The organism is Micromonospora tarensis, assembly GCF_016803395.1.
Taxonomy (GTDB): Bacteria; Actinomycetota; Actinomycetes; order Mycobacteriales; family Micromonosporaceae; genus Micromonospora; species Micromonospora tarensis.
Genome location: NZ_JAEVHL010000017.1, coordinates 1 through 21663, shown reverse-complemented (window position 1 = coordinate 21663; position 21663 = coordinate 1). Strand labels below are relative to the sequence as shown.

General features: G+C 70.8%; 29 protein-coding genes. 11 read left to right on the top strand and 18 right to left on the bottom strand.

Annotated features, from left to right (window positions below):
- Positions 1–20 precede the first annotated feature (20 nt).
- The 6 genes from JM949_RS06235 to JM949_RS06210 form a co-directional block, all read right to left on the bottom strand.
- A complete protein-coding gene (locus JM949_RS06235; protein WP_203147488.1) occupies positions 21–521 on the bottom strand; it encodes a hypothetical protein in 501 nt (166 codons plus the stop codon).
- 106 nt (positions 522–627) lie between these two features.
- Positions 628–1092, bottom strand: coding sequence for a hypothetical protein (locus tag JM949_RS06230; RefSeq protein WP_203147487.1), 465 nt, complete (start codon positions 1090–1092; stop codon positions 628–630).
- The gene (locus JM949_RS06225) at positions 1089–1706 is read right to left on the bottom strand and encodes a hypothetical protein (protein WP_203147486.1); all 618 of its coding nucleotides are present in this window, start codon (positions 1704–1706) and stop codon (positions 1089–1091) included. The genes JM949_RS06230 and JM949_RS06225 overlap by 4 nt, the downstream gene beginning before the upstream one ends.
- Entirely contained in the window at positions 1706–1939 is a 234-nt protein-coding gene (locus JM949_RS06220; protein ID WP_203147485.1) for a hypothetical protein, read from the bottom strand. Before JM949_RS06220 ends, JM949_RS06225 begins: the two co-directional genes overlap by 1 nt.
- Positions 1939–2283, bottom strand: a complete 345-nt coding sequence (locus tag JM949_RS06215) for a hypothetical protein (RefSeq protein WP_203147484.1) — start codon at positions 2281–2283, stop codon at positions 1939–1941. Before JM949_RS06215 ends, JM949_RS06220 begins: the two co-directional genes overlap by 1 nt.
- Positions 2284–2355: 72 nt before the next feature.
- The gene (locus JM949_RS06210) at positions 2356–3219 is read right to left on the bottom strand and encodes a DUF2637 domain-containing protein (RefSeq protein WP_203147483.1); all 864 of its coding nucleotides are present in this window, start codon (positions 3217–3219) and stop codon (positions 2356–2358) included.
- A 127-nt stretch (positions 3220–3346) separates the two neighbouring features.
- Here JM949_RS06210 and JM949_RS06205 point away from each other — a divergent pair, with 127 nt between their 5' ends.
- Positions 3347–3562, top strand: coding sequence for a hypothetical protein (locus tag JM949_RS06205; protein ID WP_203147482.1), 216 nt, complete (start codon positions 3347–3349; stop codon positions 3560–3562).
- A 16-nt stretch (positions 3563–3578) separates the two neighbouring features.
- Here the strand turns inward: JM949_RS06205 and JM949_RS06200 are convergent, their stop codons facing one another.
- The 5 genes from JM949_RS06200 to JM949_RS06180 form a co-directional block, all read right to left on the bottom strand.
- Positions 3579–3752, bottom strand: coding sequence for a hypothetical protein (locus tag JM949_RS06200; protein ID WP_203147481.1), 174 nt, complete (start codon positions 3750–3752; stop codon positions 3579–3581).
- A 76-nt stretch (positions 3753–3828) separates the two neighbouring features.
- Complete coding sequence (locus JM949_RS06195) at positions 3829–4017, bottom strand: DUF397 domain-containing protein (RefSeq protein ID WP_203147480.1); 189 nt, start codon at positions 4015–4017, stop codon at positions 3829–3831.
- 220 nt (positions 4018–4237) lie between these two features.
- Positions 4238–4462: a hypothetical protein gene (locus tag JM949_RS06190; RefSeq protein WP_203147479.1), complete on the bottom strand. Its 225-nt coding sequence runs from the start codon at positions 4460–4462 to the stop codon at positions 4238–4240.
- Between the two features lie 38 nt (positions 4463–4500).
- Positions 4501–4710: a hypothetical protein gene (locus tag JM949_RS06185; protein WP_203147478.1), complete on the bottom strand. Its 210-nt coding sequence runs from the start codon at positions 4708–4710 to the stop codon at positions 4501–4503.
- Between the two features lie 160 nt (positions 4711–4870).
- The gene (locus JM949_RS06180; protein WP_203147477.1) at positions 4871–6127 is read right to left on the bottom strand and encodes a helix-turn-helix domain-containing protein; all 1257 of its coding nucleotides are present in this window, start codon (positions 6125–6127) and stop codon (positions 4871–4873) included.
- A gap of 158 nt (positions 6128–6285) precedes the next feature.
- On the opposite strand from JM949_RS06180, the gene JM949_RS06175 reads away from it, so the two are divergent.
- Together JM949_RS06175 and JM949_RS06170 are read left to right on the top strand one after the other, a co-directional pair.
- Entirely contained in the window at positions 6286–6693 is a 408-nt protein-coding gene (locus JM949_RS06175; RefSeq protein ID WP_203147476.1) for a winged helix-turn-helix domain-containing protein, read from the top strand.
- Positions 6694–6809: 116 nt separating this feature from the next.
- Positions 6810–7493 (top strand): hypothetical protein, encoded by a 684-nt coding sequence (locus JM949_RS06170; protein ID WP_203147475.1) that lies wholly within the window; start codon positions 6810–6812, stop codon positions 7491–7493.
- 258 nt (positions 7494–7751) lie between these two features.
- On the opposite strand, the gene JM949_RS06165 is transcribed toward JM949_RS06170, so the two are convergent.
- The 3 genes from JM949_RS06165 to JM949_RS06155 form a co-directional block, all read right to left on the bottom strand.
- The gene (locus JM949_RS06165; protein ID WP_203147474.1) at positions 7752–8474 is read right to left on the bottom strand and encodes an LPXTG cell wall anchor domain-containing protein; all 723 of its coding nucleotides are present in this window, start codon (positions 8472–8474) and stop codon (positions 7752–7754) included.
- Between the two features lie 321 nt (positions 8475–8795).
- Positions 8796–9713 (bottom strand): aminopeptidase, encoded by a 918-nt coding sequence (locus JM949_RS06160; protein WP_203147473.1) that lies wholly within the window; start codon positions 9711–9713, stop codon positions 8796–8798.
- Positions 9714–9844: 131 nt separating this feature from the next.
- Entirely contained in the window at positions 9845–10618 is a 774-nt protein-coding gene (locus JM949_RS06155; RefSeq protein WP_238432678.1) for an AraC family transcriptional regulator, read from the bottom strand.
- A gap of 78 nt (positions 10619–10696) precedes the next feature.
- On the opposite strand from JM949_RS06155, the gene JM949_RS06150 reads away from it, so the two are divergent.
- From JM949_RS06150 to JM949_RS06140, 3 genes are all read left to right on the top strand, one after another.
- Complete coding sequence (locus JM949_RS06150; protein ID WP_309232026.1) at positions 10697–11887, top strand: MFS transporter; 1191 nt, start codon at positions 10697–10699, stop codon at positions 11885–11887.
- A complete protein-coding gene (gene rarD / locus JM949_RS06145; protein ID WP_203147471.1) occupies positions 11887–12840 on the top strand; it encodes an EamA family transporter RarD in 954 nt (317 codons plus the stop codon). Before JM949_RS06150 ends, rarD begins: the two co-directional genes overlap by 1 nt.
- A gap of 131 nt (positions 12841–12971) precedes the next feature.
- Positions 12972–13814 carry an SGNH/GDSL hydrolase family protein gene (locus tag JM949_RS06140; protein ID WP_203147470.1) on the top strand — a complete coding sequence of 281 codons (843 nt, stop codon included), beginning with the start codon at positions 12972–12974 and terminating at the stop codon, positions 13812–13814.
- A 106-nt stretch (positions 13815–13920) separates the two neighbouring features.
- On the opposite strand, the gene JM949_RS06135 is transcribed toward JM949_RS06140, so the two are convergent.
- The gene (locus JM949_RS06135) at positions 13921–14544 is read right to left on the bottom strand and encodes an RNA ligase 1 family protein (RefSeq protein ID WP_203147469.1); all 624 of its coding nucleotides are present in this window, start codon (positions 14542–14544) and stop codon (positions 13921–13923) included.
- A gap of 154 nt (positions 14545–14698) precedes the next feature.
- Here JM949_RS06135 and JM949_RS06130 point away from each other — a divergent pair, with 154 nt between their 5' ends.
- Positions 14699–15283 (top strand): DUF4240 domain-containing protein, encoded by a 585-nt coding sequence (locus JM949_RS06130; RefSeq protein ID WP_309232025.1) that lies wholly within the window; start codon positions 14699–14701, stop codon positions 15281–15283.
- Here JM949_RS06130 and JM949_RS06125 read toward each other — a convergent pair.
- Complete coding sequence (locus JM949_RS06125; RefSeq protein WP_203147468.1) at positions 15264–15881, bottom strand: pyridoxamine 5'-phosphate oxidase family protein; 618 nt, start codon at positions 15879–15881, stop codon at positions 15264–15266. The two genes, JM949_RS06130 and JM949_RS06125, sit on opposite strands and share 20 nt — an antisense overlap.
- A gap of 169 nt (positions 15882–16050) precedes the next feature.
- Between JM949_RS06125 and JM949_RS06120 the strand changes: the two genes are divergently transcribed.
- From JM949_RS06120 to JM949_RS06110, 3 genes are read left to right on the top strand one after another with little or no spacing between them, the layout of a single operon-like run.
- Positions 16051–16554: a DUF2231 domain-containing protein gene (locus JM949_RS06120; protein WP_203147467.1), complete on the top strand. Its 504-nt coding sequence runs from the start codon at positions 16051–16053 to the stop codon at positions 16552–16554.
- Positions 16554–17105 carry an Hsp20/alpha crystallin family protein gene (locus tag JM949_RS06115; protein ID WP_203147466.1) on the top strand — a complete coding sequence of 184 codons (552 nt, stop codon included), beginning with the start codon at positions 16554–16556 and terminating at the stop codon, positions 17103–17105. The genes JM949_RS06120 and JM949_RS06115 overlap by 1 nt, the downstream gene beginning before the upstream one ends.
- Positions 17106–17113: 8 nt before the next feature.
- Entirely contained in the window at positions 17114–18214 is a 1101-nt protein-coding gene (locus JM949_RS06110; RefSeq protein ID WP_203147465.1) for a glycosyltransferase family 9 protein, read from the top strand.
- A 1-nt stretch (position 18215) separates the two neighbouring features.
- Here the strand turns inward: JM949_RS06110 and JM949_RS06105 are convergent, their stop codons facing one another.
- The gene (locus JM949_RS06105) at positions 18216–19094 is read right to left on the bottom strand and encodes a glycosyltransferase family 2 protein (RefSeq protein ID WP_203147464.1); all 879 of its coding nucleotides are present in this window, start codon (positions 19092–19094) and stop codon (positions 18216–18218) included.
- Positions 19091–20920: a D-glycero-beta-D-manno-heptose 1-phosphate adenylyltransferase gene (rfaE2, locus tag JM949_RS06100; RefSeq protein ID WP_203147463.1), complete on the bottom strand. Its 1830-nt coding sequence runs from the start codon at positions 20918–20920 to the stop codon at positions 19091–19093. Before rfaE2 ends, JM949_RS06105 begins: the two co-directional genes overlap by 4 nt.
- A 158-nt stretch (positions 20921–21078) precedes the next feature.
- Between rfaE2 and JM949_RS06095 the strand changes: the two genes are divergently transcribed.
- The gene (locus tag JM949_RS06095; RefSeq protein WP_203147462.1) at positions 21079–21621 is read left to right on the top strand and encodes a type 1 glutamine amidotransferase domain-containing protein; all 543 of its coding nucleotides are present in this window, start codon (positions 21079–21081) and stop codon (positions 21619–21621) included.
- Positions 21622–21663: the final 42 nt, after the last annotated feature.

Below are 21663 nucleotides of genomic sequence, written 5' to 3'. Positions count from 1 at the left end.
TTGCGTCCGGACTCGGACCGTCAGGGATGCAGCCACTCCCAATCGTTGACGCAGTTGTGCGTGTCGAAGATGGCACCCTTCGGCACCACCACCTCGGTGTAACTCGACGCGTAGCCGCCATCGTCAACGCCGTACTCCGGCGCCTTCGACAACCCCCACATGCAGTCCGTCGGCCCGGACCCCCCGTCGGTCGCCCACGTGCCTGGCTCGACCAGGTGAGCCTTCTTGCACCACTCCACGTTCTTGCAGGTTGACCCGGCGACGTAGTAGCCGCATCGCCCCTTCGAGACGCAGCTGCCGCCGGCATCGCTCATCACGGTTGCCAGCTTCGGCTTGTACGACGGCGACGCGCTCACCGACGGACTCGGCGGTGGGCTCGGGCTCGGCGAGAGCGACGGCGAAGCGCTCGTGGTGGCCGGGGTCGCCGACGGGGCGGCGGCCGTATCCGGGTCGCCTCCGCAGCCGGCCAGCGCAGCGGTGAGCAACAGTGCGGTGAGCAGGAGTCGGTGGGTGCGGGTCATGCCGGGCACCGTATCGGTGAGTAGCAACGACACTACGAATTCGTCGGGATCCCGACGAACAGCGCCCCCACCCGCGTTCGGGTGGGGGCGCTGATTGCTGCCCGGATCAGACCGCCTCGTGGTGCTCGCGGATGCGCCGCTTCGCTGTCGACTCGGACACCCGGTGCACGGTCATCAGGTGCCGCACGATCTCCATGTACGACTGGCGCTCACCGACCATCCGGGCGACGGCTTTCTCCACCGTTTCCGGCTCGTCCTCGTCGTCGAGGTCCAGGTCCAGTTCGTCGTCGACCGGCTCGTCGACGACCCGCACCCGGCGGCCGCCGACGTCGCGGATCCGTCCCCACCAACTGGTGTCAGGCTCGGTGTCATCGGTGTCTGACACCGAGTTGACCTTGGGGTTCGCGGTGACACCACTCCCCTGGTCCCCGGTGGGGGAGGGGTTCTCCGGGTTGATGTACTCCTGAATGCCGATGACCGTCAGGAACACGACGATCGCGATCAGCAGCGCGATCGGCCCGCCCCATCCACGGTCGGGGTCGCTGGTCGCGGCCAGCAGTGCGGGGGTCACTCTCCACCTCCGAAGAGCAGCTCGGGTAGGGGCGCGACGAGGTCCGCCGCCACGTCGACCAGGGCGCGGGAGATGTCCCCGACGAGGCCGCCGGGCAGGTCGGACATCAGGCCGAGCAGGATCGCCACGCACCACAACGGCGCGTTGAGCCTGCGCAGCCCGGACGCCGGGAAAGTGAGGGTGGCGAACCGCCCCAACCTCTTGCTGAGCTTGATCGGCAACATGCAGCCGACCGCGTAGATCCACAGACACCCGATGCCCGCGCCGAGGATGTAGTTGATGCTCGCGCCGGCGATGTACGCGCCGCCGGTGGAGTCGAGCAGGCTCTGGATCATTTTGCTGAGCGTCTCGACAGTCCACTGGTCGAGCGGGCTACCGTCGAAACCCTCGCGGATCGTGGGCACGGCGACCACGAACGCAACCCTGTCACGCAGCGAGTTCGGTCCGACTGACATCCAGTCGATGAGCAGGGCCAGCAGCAGCAAAATCGCGACGGTCGTCGGCGACATGGCGTGCTCGAGCACCGCCGCCGACCCGGCACCAGGCGCGGACGACGGAGACGGAGAGGGGCTGGGCGTCGGCGCGGCGACCAGCAGTGCGTGAAGCAGCAGCATCAGTGCGCCGTCCAGTTCCGCACCACCGTGCCGGCCGGATCCCGGACCTCCATGCGCGGCGCGTCCATCGGCTCGTTCGCGGCCAGCGCGTCCCGAGTGAGGGCCCACAGGTGCCGGTCGAGGGTGCTCTCGTAGCCGGGCACGTCCAAGTCGATGAAGACCAGGTGCTGGCGGCCGTGCAGCACCTCGTACGTGCCGTCGTAGATGTGCAGGCGGTACTGCTGGGTGACCATCAGCGGTCCATCTGCAGGTGGATGCACGCCACCAGCAGCAGCAGACCGAGCACCAGGCCGACGCCGGCGGCCGTCCACGCGATCAGGTTGTGACCGCCGAGGATGGCCGCGAGGATCACGGCGACGTCGACGAGCACCGCGCCCGCGCCGGCGAGCACGATCGGCGTCCACGGGATGTGCCGGGCGGCCAGGATGACCGGGTCGATCCGGGCGAGGCGCATCTCGGTGACCCTCGCGGCTACCTCCGAGGGGGTGCCCGCGGGCGCGGTCACGGTCTTGCCCGCGAGTGCCCGGAGCGGCGAGTCAGCGGGCACCTTCCCGCGTATCTGGTGGATTGTCGTCATGATGGGTGCCTTCCTTTCGGGGAGGGTCCCGGGGCGCGGCTGGCTGTCCAGGCGTAGGCCGCGCCCCGGGGGCTACTTGTCGTGCTTGGTTGCGGTGGCGATCCGGCCACCCAGTTCCACGAGGCAGATCGAGGCGACGACCACCAGGCCGTCGACGGACAGCGGCAGTAGGTACTGAGACCCGTTCGTCTCCCCGTACCGGGACGCGACGGCCGCCATGTGCCAGTACGACACCCAGGCCGCGATACCGGCGATCAGCGCGGTCGCCGCCCACCGGCCCACGGCCAGCCGACGGGAGTGGACCGGCACCCGGGAGATCAGCTCGATCGTCAGCAGCAGCGCCAGCGGCGACCACGCCGAGATGACCTGACTGATGAGCCTGTCCTGGGCGTGCAGCACGTTCCCGGCGATGCTCGCGGCAACCCCGAGGGTCAGGACCAGGCGCACGCCCCAGCGGATCCGTACGAGCGATTTCCGCTCGGCGGTCCCGGCGGGTGCCGGTGCGACGGCGGCCGGCTTACCCGGGTGTCCGGGGGTCGGGACCTGCGGCGACGCTTCGGCCGACTTCCGGCGCCGGAACCATCGGCGGCGCGGGCGGTCCTCGTCCTCCGGGTCGGCCGTTGGCGGGTCGGCGTCCTCAGTGACCGACCCGGGTTCGTCGGACCCGGCGGGTGTCGGGGCGGGTTCGGGGTCGATCGGCTGGGCGTTGTCCCACGGGTCGATCGGCTCTTCCTCGACGTCGGCGGCCGGCTCAGTGGGTGGGGTCATCAGTAGGTCGCGAAGCTCGTCGGCCTTCGGTGCACCGATCTTGTACTCGCGCATCAGGCGGTTCCGTGACGGGACCTCGCCGAGTTCGTCGACGAGTGCCCGGGCCTGTGGCAGCAGGGCGTCGACGGCCGGAGGGTACTTGGTGCCATTGACGGCGGGGGCGGTCATGGTGTCCATCTTGACGCTGTTGGCGCTCTTGGCGCAACTGGCGTTAGGGTCACCGTGTGTCGCTGTGGCTTCTGCCGGCGTGTCTGGCGTGAGATCATCCCCAGATGAGACGAGCAGGGGGCGTGCGTTGAGCGGCAGCGTGTGGATAAGCCCGGCGGAGGCGGCCGAGCTGCTGGAGATATCCGCGCGCACCGTGCAGCGGTCCCTGCAGGACGAGGATCAGCGGCTGCGGGAGTGGGGCGCGGAGGGAACCGGGTGGCGGTACAAACCGCTGTCGACCCGGGGCGCGTACCAGCTGCGGCGCAGTGCGGTCATGGCCAAGGCCGGTGAGCCCGAGCAGTAGCGGGGCCGCTGCTAGATCACGAGCGGGGCCGGGCCCGCCGGTGTCGCTCGACGGCTCGGTCGGTCGGCCAGATTCCGTTCTGCCGGCGCTGGCACTCCGGCTCGGGGCAGACGCAGTACCAGCCGAGCTCGTCGGACGGGATGCGGTCCCCGCCGCAGGTGTGCGTGGAGGTGGCGAGGATCCGGGGCATGCAGCCAAGGCACGTCGACGGGGACGCGTGAGAGGCCGGCCCCGAACTGGCGGCCGGCCCCTCGTTCATGCTCCGGTCAGAAGGTCTGGCCAGCGCGGAGCGAGTCAGCGAACGCCGCCCACTCGTCAGCGTCGACGACGATCTGCGTCTCCGGCCGCCGCGAGTTCCGGAGGATCCGGCTGTTGTCCTTGTCGATGGCGATCTCCAGGCAGTTCGGGCCGCTGTTGTCGCACCGGTTGGGCTTCACGAACTTGAGCTGCTCCATGATTCTCCTTCGGTTGTTGTTCCGCCGGCCGTCGGGTGCGGCCGGTCGTCGGGCGGGGTGGTTCGAGGGTCCATGCCGAGGGCGCGCCGGGCCCACGCGTCCTGCGCGCAGTCGTCGCCGGGGCATTCGATGCAGCAGCGCCGACCGTCCGCGTGCGCCTTGACGGTGAGCCGGGCGGAGTGGGCGACGTGGGCCCGGTCGACGGGCTCGTCGAGGCGGCTCACGGGGTCGCCCCGTCGGCGGCCTCGGCCAGGACGTCGACGTCGACCAGGACCTCCCAGCACCACGGGGCCGTGCACTCGGCGGACTCCCAGGTGCACTCCAGTCCGTGACCGCGTACCCAGTGGTAGGCGGGGTCGCTGGAGTCGTGGATGGAGACGACCCGGATGTCGTAGTGGATGTGGCCGGGCCGCCCGGGCTCGACGAGCCAGTCCCCGGGTCTCATGGATACGCGAGTGCCGGCGGCCGGCATGGTCCGGGCGGTCACGAGTTGCCGTCCCGGGCGGTCCACGGGTCGATCAGCTTGTCGATCGGGCTCGGACTCCAGTGCGACCCGGCCCGCCGGCGAGCCTGCAGCTCGTCGACAGCGGCCGGGCCGAGCGCGCCGGACTGGTTGGGGTAGCCGGTCGCAGGGCCGGTCGCGTCGATGCGCTGTGCCGGCTGCTGCCGTCGCCGGTTGAAGGGCCAGTGCACGGTGCTCGCCTCCCTCGCTCCGAGGGGCGCGGCCTCACCGCGTGACCGGTGAGTTACCGCGTCCTGACCTCAGAGTCCAGGGTGCGAGGTGAGGTATCCAGGTACCTCACGTACCGCTAACCGCATCCGGTGACCAAACTGGTACACCGCGTGCGAGCGGTCAGGGAACGTAGCCGACGACCTGCGCCAGATCCGCCAGGTCCTCCGTCATCGCCCGCCGGCGACCGTCAGCGATCACGTCCACGATGTCCCGCGCATACCGCTGCTGCCGCAGCCAGGCCGGTGCCAGGTGCCGCAGCTCGACCAGCACCTCGGTGGCCTCGTGGTGCTGGCGGCGCTGCGCGTGCGCCCACGCCACATCGAGCCGGTGACGCTGCCAGCTCGACCCGACCGGCGTCGGACCGGCCGGCACCACCCGCGACAGGTCCAACACGCGGCCCGGGTCGCCGGCCACCGCGGCGTTCTCCACCCGCGCCATTTGCACACGGCCCGCGTCGAACCCGCCGACCATCATCAGGTGCCCCGGCTCCGGTGCCCGCTCGCCGATCCGCACGGCGGCGGCCTGCGCCGCGTCGACCAGGTCGGCGGCGACACCCGGCTGGTTGTCGCGGGCGTACGCGGCCGCACCGCCCACCAGCAGCCAACCCCACGCCGCCAGCTGTCCCGGGGTGGCCCGGGAGAACTTCGGCTCGATCTGGTCGGCGGTGGTGGTGGCCAGCTCGGCGGCCTCGACGAGCCGGCCCTGCCGCATCAGCAGCCAGCACATGCCCTGAATGACGGTGGCCGCGACGACCTGGTCGCCGGACTGGCGGGCGGCGTCGAGGGCGCCGGCGAGGGCGGTCTGGGCGAGGTCGCCGGCGCGCAGCTGGATGAGCAGGTTCCCGGTGAGGTGGCGGGTGCGGGCGAGCAGCGCGTGGGCGGCGGGCTGGTTCCGGTCGGCGGCGACGTCGACGGCGGCCTGGACGTCGGCGAGTAGCGGCGGCAGGGCGGCGAGGGCGGCGGCGTAGTCGTTGCGTTGGTAGCTGCGGTCGACGGTGCGCAGCCGGCCGGTGAGCACGTCCAGTGTGGGCGGGTCGCCGGCGGGCGTGTTCAGCATGGCCCCGTCGAGTCCGAGTACGGGGGCGATGACGCGGCGGATCGCGGCCAGCGATAGAGGCCGGTGGTCGGGTTCGGCGCGGGCGGCGGCTTCGGTGGCGTCGCCGATCAGCGTGCTGGTGGGCACGTTCAGGGCGCGGGCGAGCGCGTGCAGGGTGGGCAGCGAGGCGCTGCGGCGTACGCCCTGCTCCAGCTTCCGGACGGTCTCGACGCTGAGCCCGCCGGCGCGCTCGGCGAGCCGCTCCTGCGTGAGCCGGGCGGCCTTGCGGTGGCGCTTGAGCTTCTGACCGATGGTCTGCTCGGTCGGTGGCTTGGGTGTCAAGGTGTCCCCCCAGGTAGCGGTCTGGGCGGCGGCCCGCCGACCGCTACAACCGGCGGGCCCGCCATACCCGACCGTACCGCAGTGGTGACAGTCCGGAGGCGTCTGCGGTACTCAGGTACCTCACCGCCCCAATGTGTCGCGCGGCTTAGCCTGCGGCGGTGACCCCGGACCCGGAGCAGGTCGGCCGCCGCGAGCTGGCCGACATTCTGCGTGACCGGATCACGTCTGGGCAGCTCAGACCAGGTGACCGACTTCCGTCCGAAAGGGACCTGTCGCAGACCTACGACGTCAGCGCGATCACGGCCCGGGCAGCGGTGCAGCAATTGCGGACAGAGGGCCTGGCAGAGGCGGTACGGGGACGCGGCGTGGTGGTGCGGACCCCAGTGGAGCCGGAAATCATCGTCGTGGAACCTGGCTCGTGGGTGGGTGCGCGGCAGCCGACGCCGGCGGAGCGCCGGACGTATCAGGTGCCGGAGGGTGTTCCGCTGCTGGTCGTGACCCACGCTGACGGTCTGCAGGATCTGTACGCCGCGCATCGGTATCGGTTGACCTTCCGGGCGAGCTGACACCCCGTTCGGGTAGTGGATCATCACCGGACGTCACACCTTTGTTAACCGTTGCTGCGTCAACGGTTCACTATCTGCACACTGCGGCGGGTGATCATTGCCTCACCCCCCGTCTCGTGAACGAGACTCCCACGATGGATATCACAGGGGGACCCCTCGCCACTGTTGACCCGCCTCGACGTCACGCCGAATACGGCTACGTGATCCTCTGCGTAACCGCGATCGTTCTGGCGGCCACCCTCTTCCTCGTCGACCACCTGGCGCCGGTGACCATCCCGTTCGGCACCTATCCCCTCCTGGCGAGCGTGATCGGCGTCGGCGGGTGCGGGTGGACGGTGACCTGGCTGCTCAGCAGGGCCGAGCGTTGCGTCACCTGCCACGTGAGCGCAGAGGTGACCGAGGTCCGCGAAGAGGTGTCGCAACTATCGGGTCGGGTGGCGGAACTGGCCGTGCAGGTGGAGGCGCTGCTCGTCACGATCGCGGGGCAGCGCGACGTTGGCATTCGTCTGGTACGGCCCGCAGCTCGGCAGGTGTCGGGTGGGCACATGTACGTTGCCGGCACCCAGGGCGACACCATCGGCTTCCGCAGAGGCGGCAGTGTGGACGGGCCAACGGACCCCTTGGGCGTGGCACTGGGTAAGCCTCGGGAGGATGGGCGCCGGAACCGGAGCGAGGGCGTGACGTGGCTGCCGGAGCCCGAGACGTTGCGGGCGGCACGCAGCTTGGCAAGCCGAGTGATAGCCACAGAGCAGCATCGGGCTGAGGACAATTCTGAGGACACGGGTGGGATGCGAATCTGACGGAAGGGGCCTACATAGGCGGCACCGACGCAGGTCAGCGTAGGTCGGTTCGCAACCGTTCCGATAGTCACCGAGCACTCGTAATGCGTAGGTCGACGGTTCGATTCCGTCAGGCGGCTCGGTGCCGAAGCCCAGGTCAGTGACCTGGGCTTCGGCGTTTTCAAAGGTCGACGGCGGTGCCGCTGGCCATGCCGGGCGGACACCTCCGTCTGACCACGCCCGGCTCGACGAAGTGCCGAGCCGGGCGCGACGGGTGCGCTATGCCACGAAGCGGGACCGGCGTCGGCGTCCGATCACGTAGCCCGCGCCGCCGAGGAGCAGAAGCGCGGCGCCAAGGCCGGCCACGGTCAGGGTGTTGGCACCGGTCACCGGCAGTCCGCCGCCGTTACCGCCGGCAGCGCCCGAGCTGACGGAGGGCGTGGCGGTCGGTGCGACGGTCGGCGTACCGCTGGGCGTGGCGCTCGGCGTGGCGGTCGCGCTCGGCGTCGGCGTGGGCTGAGACGCGCAGTCGAGCGCCCGTGCCTCGTACAGACCGTTGTTCAGGTAAGCCAGGTAGGTGTCGATGGACGGGGCATCGAGCACCTTCTGCGCGGCCTCCTTCACGTTGGGGCCAGCGTCCGTCAACGTCTGGACCACCGAGATCCGCAGCGCCACTGACCAGGCATTCTGCACGTCCGACTTGAGGAATGCGCGGAGTTCGTCCGAGGTGCCGTCGAGCTTGTCCTGGATTGCGTCAGGCAGAACGGGCAACGACTCCTTGTTCGCCGTGGCCAGGATCTGGGCGGCCAGCACTCGCACCTGCACGGTGGTGGCGGTATCCAGGTCGATGGTGACAAGTTCGCGGATATCCGTGTAGACCTTGCGCTCGACCGTCTGGCAGGCCGCATTCAGCCCGGGCGATGCGGCTTGCGCCGCCGCCGGGGCCGCCGGAATGAAGAGAGCCAGCGCTATCAGGGCGCCGGCCGGAAACTTCCATCGCATGTGGATCTTCCTCCCCGTTGTTGATCAAAACATGGAGATATTACCGTTGGTTAGCGGAGAAGCAAGATGGGATAGCCGTGCTGGAGTGCCCTTTCAGCATGAACGCAGCCGTCGCCCCTCCAGCAGCAGACCACGCAGTTATGCCTCGCGTTCGTGGGCTGCGCCGACCGGGCCGAGGGGGACGGACTCGTGCGCCTGCTGGCGGTCCCGCTTCGGTCGAACGCTCGCGCAGCCGGTGCGGAACGGCGTCGGCTTAGTTGGAAAAGGGTCAGAGTCCCCCTTTCTGCTGTCTGCATGGGCAACCGTGTTAATCGAGAGTTACTAGGCCGAAGAGGTGTTGTCGTCGTCACCGTCAACGGTGTCCCGGCCTTCGTCATCCATTAGCGGGAAGCCCATCCGGTCCGTGGTTTCGCGGGAGCTGCGCAGTGCGCCGGCGGCCGCCAGTGCCGCCCCGGCGAGCGGGATCGTCGTCTCCACGGCCGACGACAGCTGGAGAGGATCCTTCGTGGAGGTGCTCACCGCCATGCCCAGTTCCAGGAAGGCGTTCCGGTCCGGATTGGCCATCTCCCACCAGCCCGACCACACCCCGGCGAGAACCGAGTACGCGTCAGCCGCTGCGAGTGACAGCAGGAACAACCCCACCGGGAGCAGCCAACGTCGGTCGGCCCGCCACCCGGACAGCGCGAGTGCGCCCAGCGTCACCAGAGCGGCGAGCAGCGCCGGCCAGACCGTCCCGAGCAGGTCCGGCAGCGGATAGTCGACGAACTCCGGGGTGGCGCCCAGCCCGAACCAGGCGAGCAGCAGCAGCGCGAAGAGTGTCGTGGCCACACCCCGCCGCCTGTCGCGGGACGGTAGTGCCAACACGCCGGCCGCGAGACAGGCCGCGCCCAGCGCCGAACCCAGTGCGGCGAGCCGTTGCCGGTCGACCGAGTCGCGCCATGGCCCCAAGCTGGACGGCTCTGCTGCCGCTGGCCCGTATGTCAGCCAGCCCACTTCGACGACCTGCTCCTGATACCAGTGCAGTCTCATCGCCGCCACCACGGCAAGGAGTCCGACACCGGCGGCGATGGCCCACCGTACGCGGCGCGCACCGCGACCCAGCAGGACGTAGCCGAGCAGAGCGAGCAGCATGGCCAGGCCGAACTGCAGCGCCGCGGCCGGCCTGGCGAGCAGCGCCGCCGCAGCCGAGAGCAGACCAGCCACGACGGATGCGACGAGCAGGCCGAACGGAAGACGCATGGCCGAGATCGTGACACGTGAGTCGGAATCGCGGAGCCCCGGCGCAGTGGGTTGGGCTGGCACGGATCTGACGGGTGGTCGAGTGGCGAGGTGGCCGCTGCCGGCCGTACGGCGACCCGGACCCCGCCCGCTCAGTGTGAGGTCGGCGACGGGTCGGAGCCCCGCCGGCTGCGGCAATACTCGCCCGGCGTCATCCCGAAGTAGGCGCGAAACGCCTGGATGAACGCACTGGGACCGCTGTAACCGCTGGCCGCTGCGGTGGTGGTCACCGACGCGCCCTCGGCGATCAACGTGAGTGAGTGGTGCAGCCGCAGCTGGGTGCGCCAGTGCGGGAACGACATTCCGGTCTGCTCCCGGAACAGTCGGCTGAGGGTACGTGCGCCGGCGCCGACGGCCATGCCCAACTCGCCGAGGGTGCGGCGGTCGGTGGGGTCTTCGAGCAGGATCTCGGCAAGATCCCGCAGCCGGGGATCGGCCGGGTACGGCAGGCGCAGGCGCAACATGACCGTCCGGCGGAGCTGGTCGAGTGCCACACGTTCGAGGTTGAGCCGTTCCTCGTCGGTCAACTCCTCACCGTCGGTGAGTTTGACGATCACCTCGCGCAGCAGCGGCGAGACGGCCAGGGCGGTCGGCTGCTCCACGCCCAGCGGGTTCAGCGGCCGGTCGAACATGATCGCGCGCATGTCGGTGGGGCCGTACGCCCGATGGGAATGGGCGACACCGGCCGGAATCCACACCGCCCGGTCCGGTGGGACGGTCCACAGCCCGGTCGGCGTCGACACCCCGAGCACGCCGTTGCGGGGGCAGATCAGTTGATGGCGCGCGTGGGTGTGCCAGTCGATTCGGTCGCGGTCGGCCAAGGGCACCCGGGCGTTGCCGTCGACATCTTGGCTGCTTGGCGACATAAGTCGGCAGGATATCGATAGTCGGCAGCCGGGGCGACCGGGCATTCTTCCTGCGACACCCCAACGAGAGAGCTGATCGTGACGGAGACAGGCAGCCGAGTGGACCCGGCCAACCCTGGAACGGTGCTGACGCCGGACGAGCATTCGTCGGCGTGGCGGCGGATGCGACTGTGGAGCGCAGCCCACGCGGTCGACGACCTCTACCAGGGTCTTGTGCCGGCCTGCGTCCCGTATTTCGTGCTGGATCGCCACTACAGCTACGTGGCCGCCGGCGGTCTCACGCTCGCCGCGACCCTGGGCAGCTCCATTCCGCAGCCGTTCATCGGCGTCGCCGTCGACCGTTACCGGCTCGACTGGCTCGCCGGGGCGGGCGTGACGCTGGCCGGAATCGGTCTCGGTCTTTCCGGTCTCGTGCACACCTACGTGGCGGTCTGGCTGCTGCTCTGTGCCTCGGGATTCGGCGTGGCGATGTTCCATCCGGCGGCGGGGAAGTCGGCCCGGGTGGCGGCGGGCGAGAGCGCCACAGCGATGAGCATCTTCGCCGCCGGCGGCAGTGTCGGATTCTTCCTGGCACCGGTACTGGCCACTCCCGCACTCATCGCGATGGGTGTCGGAGCGACCGCGCTCTTCATCCCGCCGGCCGTGCTCATGGGCTTCCTGCTGTACCGGAATCGGCTGCCGCGGCCGGCCGCCCGCAGGGTCTCGGACCACGGCCCGGACCGCTGGGTTCCGTTCCTGGTGTTGACCTGCATCGAGACCGTCAGATCGGTGGCCTTCTTCGGCGCGATCACCTTCATCGAATTGTTCTGGATCCGCCATCTGGGTGCGGGCAGGAGCCTCGCCGGGGCCGCGCTGGCCGCCTTCCTGGTCGGCGGGGTTCTCGGCACGTTGCTTGGCGGCCGGATCGCCGACCGGGTCGGGATGGTCCGCACCGTGCAGCTCGGCGCGGTCGTCGCCGTACCCGCGCTGGTCGGCCTGCGGTTCACGCCCGGGGAGTACCCGCCGCTCCTGCTCGCGGTGCTCGCCGGCATCGCGTTGAACATCCCGTTCGCCGTGCTGGTCAAGCTGGGTCAGGACTACCTGCCGGCGCGGCCCGGCACCGCAGCCGGCGTGACGCTCGGACTCGCCGTGAGCATCGGCGGCCTCATCGCGCCCGTCCTCGGCGTGGCAGCGGAAGCGTGGGGCCCCCAGGGCGTGTTCACCATCATCTGTCTGATCCCCCTGGTGGCGCTGGTGCTCGGGCTGTTCCTCACCGAGCCGCAGAAGTGATGCGCCGCGCCCGCACCGGCGTGCCGGCCGGAACCGCAGCGTACTTCGTCTGGGGTTTGCTGACCCTCTACTGGCCGCTGCTGGACCCGGCGCCGGCGCCGGCGATTCTCGCCCACCGCATCGTCTGGTCGCTGGTCTTCGTCGCCGTCGTGTTGGCGATCCAGCGCGACCTCGGCTGGGTGCGGGCGATCCGGCGGCAGCCACGGGTATTGGCGCTGCTGGCCGGCGCTGGCTGCTTCGTGGGTGTGAACTGGGGCCTCTACATCTGGGCGGTCAACAACGGGCGGGTGATCGAGGCGGCCCTCGGCTACTACATCAACCCGCTCTTCACCGCACTTCTTGGCCTGGCCGTGCTGCGGGAGCGGATGGCGATCGCGCAGTGGATCGGCGTGGCTCTGGCCGCAACGGGCGTGGTGTGGCTGGGGATCGACGCCGGACGACCACCGTGGGTGGCGATCGGCCTCGCCGCCACCTTCGGAGTTTATGGGCTGTTTCACAAGTGGGCGGCAGTGCCGAGTTGGCGGGCGTTGGCGGTGGAGACCGCGGCGCTGGCCGTCCCCGCCGCCGGGTATCTCGCCTTCCTGTCGGCGACCGGCCGGAGCCACTTCGGGGGCAGTCCGGTCCGGTCCGTGTTGTTCGTCGGCGCCGGCCTGGTTACCGCGCTGCCGCTGGTGCTGTTCGGTTTCGCGGCGGTCCGGACGCCACTGACGGTGCTCGGGATGCTCCAGTTCCTGCTGCCGACGACACAGTTCGTCATCGGCTACTTCGGGCTGCACGAGTCGATCGGCGCTGTGGGCCTGGGCGCCTACTGCCTGGTCTGGGCCGGTGCGGCGTTCTTCCTGGCCGCCTACGCCTGGCGGCAGACCCGCGCCGAGGACCGCCGCGCATCGGACCACGTTGACCGAGCGCGGGATGAACCCGATGACGTGGGGATTCCGGCCGGCACTCCCTGACGCCTGGTGAAGGTAAGTGCCGCATTTGGCACTGAATGCGGAGACGGTACCGTCAGTTTCATGATGGCAATGGCAGTGCCGGATCTGGTCCGGGGCGAGCAGGTCGCCGTGTTGGTGGCGGGGAAGAGCCGATGAAACCACGTTCCGTACTGGTGGGTGCCATCGCCTTCGTCCTCGTGGCAGTCGGCCTGTCCATCCCTTCGGAAACACCCGTCGCCGCCCAGACCTCCGCTGCCGCCTGCCCCACCCCCGGGCGACCCACAGTGAAGATTCTGACCGTGGGCGATTCGATCACCAGCGGCGCGACGATGACCGAATCGGTGACCGCCGGCTACCGAAAGGAGCTGGGGTGGCTGCTCGACCAGTCCTGCGTACCGCACGAGTTCGTCGTCGCAGCGGTCGGGGGAGTGACCTGCAACTACTGGTCGTCGCGGATGGCGGACCTGGTCACCACGCACCGACCCGACCTGATCCTGCTCAACTGTGGGACCAACAACAACCTGTCGAACGCCACCTCGGCACAGATCACCGCCTTCGAGCGCACCTACCGGGCGCTCTTCGACACGGCGCTGGACCTGGACCCGGACGTCGTCATGTACCCGTCCTGGGTGCAGTACAGCGCCGGGCACGGCACCGATGGCTGCACGACCCCACCGGGTCCGAGCCCGGCCTGGCTCCCGGACAGCGAAGCCAAGGTCAATGACGCGATCTATCGCAGCATGCTGGTGATCGACGAGTACGGCGACCGCGTGCCGACCTGGATCGACTACCAGTCCATCCCGGAAAGCTATCTGGACCAGTGCGGCGTGCACCCCACGCCGGGCGGTTACGACGTGATGGGTCGGCTGGCCTACAACACCATCGCCCCCCGACTGGGTGTCCCGCCGGCGGCGCTGCCGTGCGGGCTGGTGGGCCGGCGACCGGGGGTCTCGGTCGGTGAGTGGATTCCCTGCGACCGGATGAACCTCAACTGATGAGGCGGGTCGGGTCACCGCGATGACTCGACCCGCGCCCCACCGGGCAGCGACCAACCTCTGCCGGCTCCGCCCATCCTGGGTGGGGCCGGCTCCGTCGTCGTGGCTACCGGGATCGTGGCACCGACATGTGGCCCGGTGGCGACGACGACGCCAAGGGGAAGTCGCGACGCTTGAGCTTCGCCATTCGGCCGTCCGGGTGGTGCCAGACCACACCCTCCCAGCCCGGGTGACCCAGCAGCCAGTCACGCAGCCCGTCGTGGTCCAGCGGTGCCTTGCGCAGTTCCTCCTCGTCCCCGGGGGTGCAGAAGCCGTGGCGGACGAGCTGGTGGCCAACTGCCTTCTCCGGGTTGCCGTTCACCTTCGGCCCGACCAGTTCGTAGGTCGCGCCCGGCTGTGGGCCGGTGACCTGGTCGGCGTCCACAGTCGCGTCGAGCGCCTCAGCATGAAACGTGGCGAAGGCCGACTGCTCGATCGGCTCCCAGCCGACGGTCTTGCCGGTCACGTCGTCGGTCATGACCGGCTGATACCCCGGGGGCGTGGTCCTACCCGGCTTGACCTCGCGCCGAGCCCACCAGCGTTCGCCGTCGTACCTGACGCAGGTTCCGTCGTACTTCCGGGTGGCGACTCCCTCGCCGTCGAGAACCCACCGGCAGTCCGGGTGGACATCCGACGTCACCCGGCGCATGTCCTCCGGGTCGCGTCGGAACAGAGTGGGGATCTTCCGCATCGCGGTCTCCTTTGTGCTGCGCTGGCCTCGCACAGCATGCGGGAGAGGTGCTGCCGGCTGCCACGGCATATTGCCGCTCGGACGGTCACCGCTGGATGGTGTCCGCCCACTTGGGGGCGCTAGGAACGTCGGTGGTGGTGGATACGGTCCGGCGGTGACCGTGACCACCGATGCTCCGCAGTCGATGCCCACCCCCGCCGACGAGGCCCGACTGTGGGCCCTCATCGAGTCCGCGTGGGCCGGGTTGGGTGCCGAGCCCCTGGCGCTACGGCAGGCCATCCTCCAGCGTGACCCCGCCGACGATGACGACGAGGACGGCCCGTCCTACGCGATCGAGGGGTGGCTGGATCCTCTCCTGGACCGGCTCGGACAGCTGGCCGCCGAGCTGACCCGGCAGGAGCTGACCGATCTCGACCGGGTGGTGGAGCGCAAGCTGCACGAGATCGACCGGGAGGACATCCACGAGGTGACCGACGGGTCCGACGATGGCTTCCTCTACTGCCGAGGCTTCATCGTCGCGCTGGGCCAGGCCTACTACGAGGCGGTTCGCGCCGACCCCACGATGGCGCTGCCGGACGCCGAGTGTGAGGGCATCTGCTACCTCTTCGCGCACCTGCACAACGACCGGTTCGGTTCGTGGCCGGAGACCGGCTCCGGGATCTCCCGGGAGCCGGTCCGCCCCGACGACGGGCTGATTCGAGCCAACGGAGACGCGGAGATCAGGTATAGATCTTCGTGACGTACTCCGGCCCGTAGTGCTGTTCCAGGTCTTCGAGACTCTCCACCGGCGCCTCGACCTCCTTGATCAGGCGGGCTCGGGACGGCAGCGCCTCGGGCTGCCAGGTCTCCGGCTGCCACAGCGCGGAGCGCAGCAACGCCTTCGCGCAGTGGTAGAAGATCTGCTCGATCTCCACCACCACGGCGAGCACCGGCCGGTGCCCCTTGACCACCATCTCGTCGAACCATGGCGCGTCCCTGACCAGCCGGGCGCGCCCGTTGATCCGCAGCGTGTCGGTCCGGCCCGGGATGAGGAAGACCAACCCGATGTGCGGGTTGTCGAGGATGTTGCGGTAGCCGTCCGCCCGCCGGTTGCCCGGCCGTTCCGGCAGCGCGATGGTCGTGTCGTCCAGCACCAGGGCGAACCCGGCCGGGTCCCCCTTGGGGGAGACGTCGCAGCTGCCGTCCGCGCCGGCCGTGGCCACCAGACAGAACGGCGAGGCGCCGAGCCAGTCGCGGTCGCGCTGGTGCAGGCGGGTGCGGTCCTTGTTGGCAGCCCGCGCGCTCGGCACGCCGAGCAGCTCGCGTAGTTCCTCGTGGGAAGTGATCTCCACCGTCACGTTGGTCCTCCCTCAGCCGTTGACCCGATGGCGGGGCACCACCGGTCGTCAGCCTAAGGCGGGGTGGCCAGTGCGAGGTTTGGGTCCGGTCGCCGGGGGTACGGCCTCACCCGACGCGCCCGCCGCAACGACATCGTTCCGCAGGACGCCGACCAGTGGAGGCCGAGAGATGGAGAGCCGACTCAAGGTACTGGGTCACCCAGTCCACCCGATGCTGGTGATGTTCCCGGTCGCCCTGCTGGTGACGGCGGTGCTGTTCGACATCGTGGACACCGTCGGCGGTCCCGACTTCCTTGGCGAGGTCGCGTACTGGAACATCACCGTCGCGCTGATCGGTGGCCTGCTCGCCGCGGCGGCCGGCTCGTTCGACCTGCTGGCGATTCCGACCGGCACCCGTGCGAAGCGGGTCGGTCTGCTGCACGCGGCCGCGAACATCGCGGTGATCCTGCTCTTCGCCGCCGTGTGGGCCGTCCGGCTCAACGCGGACTCCCGCGCCGCCGGCGGCGCGCTGATCGCCATCGAGGTGGTCGCGGTGGCGATCCTCGGCATCAGCGCCTGGCTCGGTGGTGAGCTGGTCGACCGGCTGGGCGTGGGTGTCGACCGGGACGCCGGCCTGGACGCGCCCAGCTCACTACGGCCGCCCAAGGCCGCCCAGCGGATCGGAGAGGTGTGATGAGCGAGCAGCAGAGCGGCGGCTTCGGCCGGGGCTGGCGGGGCGGCCGGCAGCAGGGCTGGGACCCGATGGGGGAGTTGCAGTCACTGCGCGCCGAGCTGAGTCGCCTGGTCGGCGGCCGGGCCGGCACGTCCGACGTGGAGCTGACCGAGACCTCGGACGGCTGGGAGGTCGTGGTCCGGCTGCCGGGTGTGGCGCCGGAGGAGGTGGCGGTCGAGCTGGACGACCGCGAGTTGTGCGTACGAGCCCGTTCGGAGGCGGAGGTCAACGCCGACCAGGGCATCCCGGGCGGCTTCGAGACCCGGGGCTTCGAGTACCGGGTCAACCTGCCGTCCCGGGTCGACCCGGACACCATCGACGCGGTCATGGACCACGGCCTGCTCCGGGTCCGGCTGCCCCGGGCGAGCCGGCCCGCACCGCGCACCATCACCGTGGGTCGCACCGGGCCACGCTCCGGTGACTCCTGGACGGGTACGGCGATGCCGGCCGATCCCGCCGCGGACCGGGAGCTGCACCGCCCGGACACCCTCGGCGAGATCGACCGCCCGTAGCGGGCTGCGTGGTCACCCCGTCCCTGCTCGGCCCGACCGCCGAGCCCCTTCCCGACGTGCGGAGCATCGCGGTGCTGCGCGCGAACGCACTCGGCGACTTCATCTTCGTCCTGCCGGCGCTGGAGGCGCTGCGCGGCGCGTACCCCTCGGCGGAGATCGTGTTGCTCGGTGCGCCGTGGCACGCGAAGCTCTGGCGCGACCGGCCCGGCCCGGTGGACCGGGTGCTGGTGGTGCCGCCGGCACCCGGCATTCGTGCGGCCGACCCGGGCGAGCCGGAGTCGTCGATCGACGATTTCGTGGCGGCGGCCACCGGTTTCGACGTGGCGGTGCAGGTCCACGGTGGCGGTGCCAACTCCAACCCGCTGATCAGTCGTCTCGGTGCCCGGCTCACCGTCGGGCTGCGCGCCGACGACGCGCCGCCGCTGGACCGGTGGCTCCGCTACGTCTACTACCAGCACGAGGTGATCCGCTATCTGGAGGTGGTGGCGCTGGTGGGAGCGCCGGCCACCACCGTCGTGCCGACGCTTGCGGTGACCGCCGCCGACCGGGCCGAGGCGGCCCGGGTGCTCGGCCCGGCGGGTCGACCCCGGGTGGCGCTGCATCCGGGTGCCAGCGACACCCGCCGCCGCTGGCCCGCCGAGCGTTTCGCCGAGGTGGCCCGCGCCCTGCACCAGGACGGCTACGAGGTGCTGGTCACCGGCACGCCCGCCGAGCGGGAGGTGGTGGACCGCGTGGTCGCCGCGGCCCAGGTGCCGGTGCGCCCGCAGGTGGGCACGCTCAGCCTCTCCGGGTTGGTCGGTTGCTACGCCGACTGCGCGCTCGTCGTCTCGAACGACACCGGCCCACTGCACCTGGCCGCAGCGGTGGGTACGCCGACGGTGGGGATCTTCTGGGTCGGCAACCTGATCAACACGGGGAGTCCGCTGCGCGGCCGGCACCGGCCGATCTGCTCCTGGACGGTGCACTGCCCGGTCTGTGGGGTGGATTGCACGCCCGGCATCTACCCGCACCGGCCGGGTGACGGCGAGTGCCCGCACCGGGATTCGTTCGTCGCCGACGTCCCGGTGGTCGAGGTGCTGGAGGCCGCCCGGGAGCTGCTCAGCTCGTAGTTCAGGCCGGTTGCGGGGCGTCCTCGTCGGCGAGCACGGCCTCCCACGCCTCGACGTCCCGGTCGGTGACAGTGGTGGGAGACTCCAGGTGGTACGCGCCGCTGGGCAGGATGCCCGCCCCGCCGTACCGGGACAGCACCGCGAGCTGCGCGGCCACATCCTCGCCCTGGTGCTTCTCCGGCACCCGCCGCCAGAAGTCGAAGCCACCGGCGGCGACGAGTTTGGCCCGGTCGTAGAGCACGCACCCGCCGATCCAGGAGACCTTGTACGCCCGCCACGCGCCCGGCGGCAGCGCCAGCTGCTCGGTGATGTGCAGCAGGTTGGCCGCCGAGTGGATTCGGGCGCGGTTCCACTGGGGGGTGTCGGGTCGGATCCGCTCGGGCGTCGGCGGGCCGACCCACTCCTCGTAGTGCCCGTGTGATTCGGGCCGCAGGTCGTCGGTGTAGGAGAGCCCGTGCACACCGTTGCCGACGAACCCGCAGCCCAGCTCACCGATCGCGGTGACCAGTCGGTGCAGCGCACCCGGTTCCAGCCAGACGTCGTCGTCGAGGGTGAGGACGTACCGGGCGGCCGAGGTGGCGAGCAGGTACGCCCGGTGTTCGGCCAACCCGCGCCGGGGCAGCCGCCGGGTCAGCAGCACCGGGTGACCACGGTGGCGCAGCGCCCGGACCATGGTGGCCGCCGCCGGGTGCGCGTACGCCGGGTCCCCGTCGGACTGGTCGCTGACCACCACCCCGAAGCCGGGCAGCCCCTCCTGGGCAGCGAGCCCGCCCAGGGTTACCGCCAACTCGGCTGGCCGGTTCCGGGTGGGAATCAGCACGTCGACCAGCCGGTCGGTGCGGAACTCCGCCGGGGTGCCGAGGTCGAGAGGGCGGTTCACGACGCCTGGGTACGGGCGCTCAGCGACTCATCGGGCGCCCGGTCCGTGGCGTGCGGAGCCGGGTCCTGGCTGTGCGACCGGATCCGCTCGATGATCGCGGAGGTGGACCGGTCCGGCACGTAGCCCAGGGTGCGCACCTGACCGCCCAGCCGGCGCACCAGCGGCGCCTCCGGCACCAGCTCCGGCGGATAGTCGCCGCCCTTGACGTACACGTCCGGCCGGACCGCCTCGATCAGGTCGGCGGGCGAGTCCTCCTCGAAGACCACCACGTGGTCCACGCAGGAGAGCGCGGCGAGCAGGGCGCTCCGGTCCTCCACCGGGTTGACCGGCCGGTCCGGGCCCTTCAGCCGTCGTACGCTGCCGTCCGAGTTGACCGCCACGATGAGCAGGTCGCCCAACGCGCGGGCCTGTTCCAGGTAGCGCACGTGCCCGCGGTGCAGCACGTCGAAGCAGCCGTTGGTGAAGACCACCGACCGTCCCGCCTCGCGGTACTGGGCGACGATCGCGTCCAACTCGTCGTTGCCGACCAGCCCGGGATAGCTCGTGGTGCCAGTTGGTTGGCCCAGCGCGGCGAGCAGGTCGTCCCGCCGGCACACGCAGGTGCCGGTGTCCGAGACGGTGATGGTGGCCGCCAACTGGGCGAGCTGGGCGGCGGTGGGCAGCGGCGCGTCGGCGGCCAGGGCCAATGTCATCGCCGCCAGGTAGGCGTCCCCGGCACCGACTGCGTGACTCGCCGGGACCGGGGTGCTGTGGCTGCGTCGCGGCTCCCCGTCCGCGCCGCCGACCACCGCGCCCTCGGTGTCCAGGGTCACCGCGACCACGTCGGCACCGGTGTGCGCGCGCAGTTCGGCCAGGCGCGACTCGGCCAGGACGGCCCGGTCGACCCCCGCGCCGGCCTGGGTGTTCACGGTGACGCCGGTGCCGGTGACGCTGAGCCCGTCGCCGGTCAGGGCCACCCGTCCCTCGCTCGCTGTGGGTTCACCGACCGGCCCGCGACGGTCGTCCGGCGCCGGCTCCGCGACGCCGGCGCGTACCCCGCCCGGCGCCGCGCCCGCTGTCATTTCGGACGGCCCGTCGACCGGGTCGCCGTCGGGGTGCTCCAGGTGCAGTTCGGGTCCGCCGGTCGGTCGGGTCCGGCCACCGGCGCGGGCGAGCAGCCGGGTCGCCTCGGCGAAGCTGGGGGTGACCACTGTCGGCGCGAGGCCCCGCCAGTCGGCCAGGTCGTGGGCGTCCAGCGCGACAGTGGCGTACCGCTCGCGGTGCTCGACCAGCCACGCGCGGACCGGCGCGGGCAGCGCGCCCAGGCCGTAGTCGCAGACCACCAGGGTCGGGGCCTCCCCGCCGGCGGCGGCGCGTAGCTCCTCGGTGGCGCAGCTCAGGGCGGTGAGCAGCCGGTCCACACCGTCCTGGTCGAGTGCGTCGTCCGGGTCGCCGGAGTCCTCGCGCAGCAGGATCTGGTTGCCGGCCAGCATCCGCCGCTTCACCGGGGTGGGTCGTCCGGGCTGGTTGACCGTACGGTCCCAGACGCCGGCGCGGTCCAGGCAGTCGTGCAGTTCGTCCCCGGCGACGTCGGCGCCGACCGGTGCCACCAGCGCCGCCCGGCCGCCGAGGGCGGCGACGTTGACAGCGGTGTTCGCGGCCCCACCGGCGGCGGAGATCCTCCGGCGCAGGGTGAGCACCGGGGCAGGTGCTTCCCGGCAGAGCCGGTCGGAGTCGGCGAACCGCCATTCGTCCAACATGGCATCACCGACGATCAGGACGGGGCGTCCGAGCCAGCTCTCCACGACGGTGGCGAGCCGGCGCTGTTCCGCTGCTGCTCCTGCCATGCCTCCCCGGGTCCCCACCGCCCTCCGGGCCAAACCTGGGTGGTGACCGGTCCGCCGCTGGTCAGACGGCCTTCGGCGGTTCGCGTCGGTCCGGCCTGTTTCGGGCGTTCGGGCTCGGGAAGGGAGTTGAGGTACCCCCGGAAAGGAGATGTACCGAGATGGCAGCGACATTGCAGGGCAAGCGGATCGCCTTCCTGGCCGCCGACGGCGTCGAGGAGGTGGAGTACGTCCAGCCGCGGGAGGCGGTCGAGAACGCCGGCGCGACGGTCGAGCTGGTCTCGCTGAAGCCCGGTTCCATCCAGTCCTTCAACCACCTGGACGAGTCGAAGACGTACGACGTGGACGTGACCGCCGACCAGGCGGACGCCGCCGGCTACGACGCGTTGGTGCTGCCCGGCGGGGTGGCGAATCCGGATTTCCTGCGCGGTGACCCGGCCGCGGTGCGGTTCGTGCGGGCGTTCTTCGACGCGGGCAAGCCGGTCGGGGTGATCTGTCACGGCCCGTGGACGTTGATCGAGGCGGACGTGGTGCGCGGCCGGCGCATCACCTCCTGGCCCACCCTGCGTACCGACCTGACCAACGCCGGTGCCACCTGGGTGGACGAGGAGTGCGTAACCGACGGTAACCTGACCAGTAGCCGCAAACCCGACGACCTCCCCGCCTTCTGCCAGAAAATCACCCAAACCTTCGCCACCCCCTAACCACCGACCCCCACCCCGACCGGCTTGCCCGCGTCGAAGAAC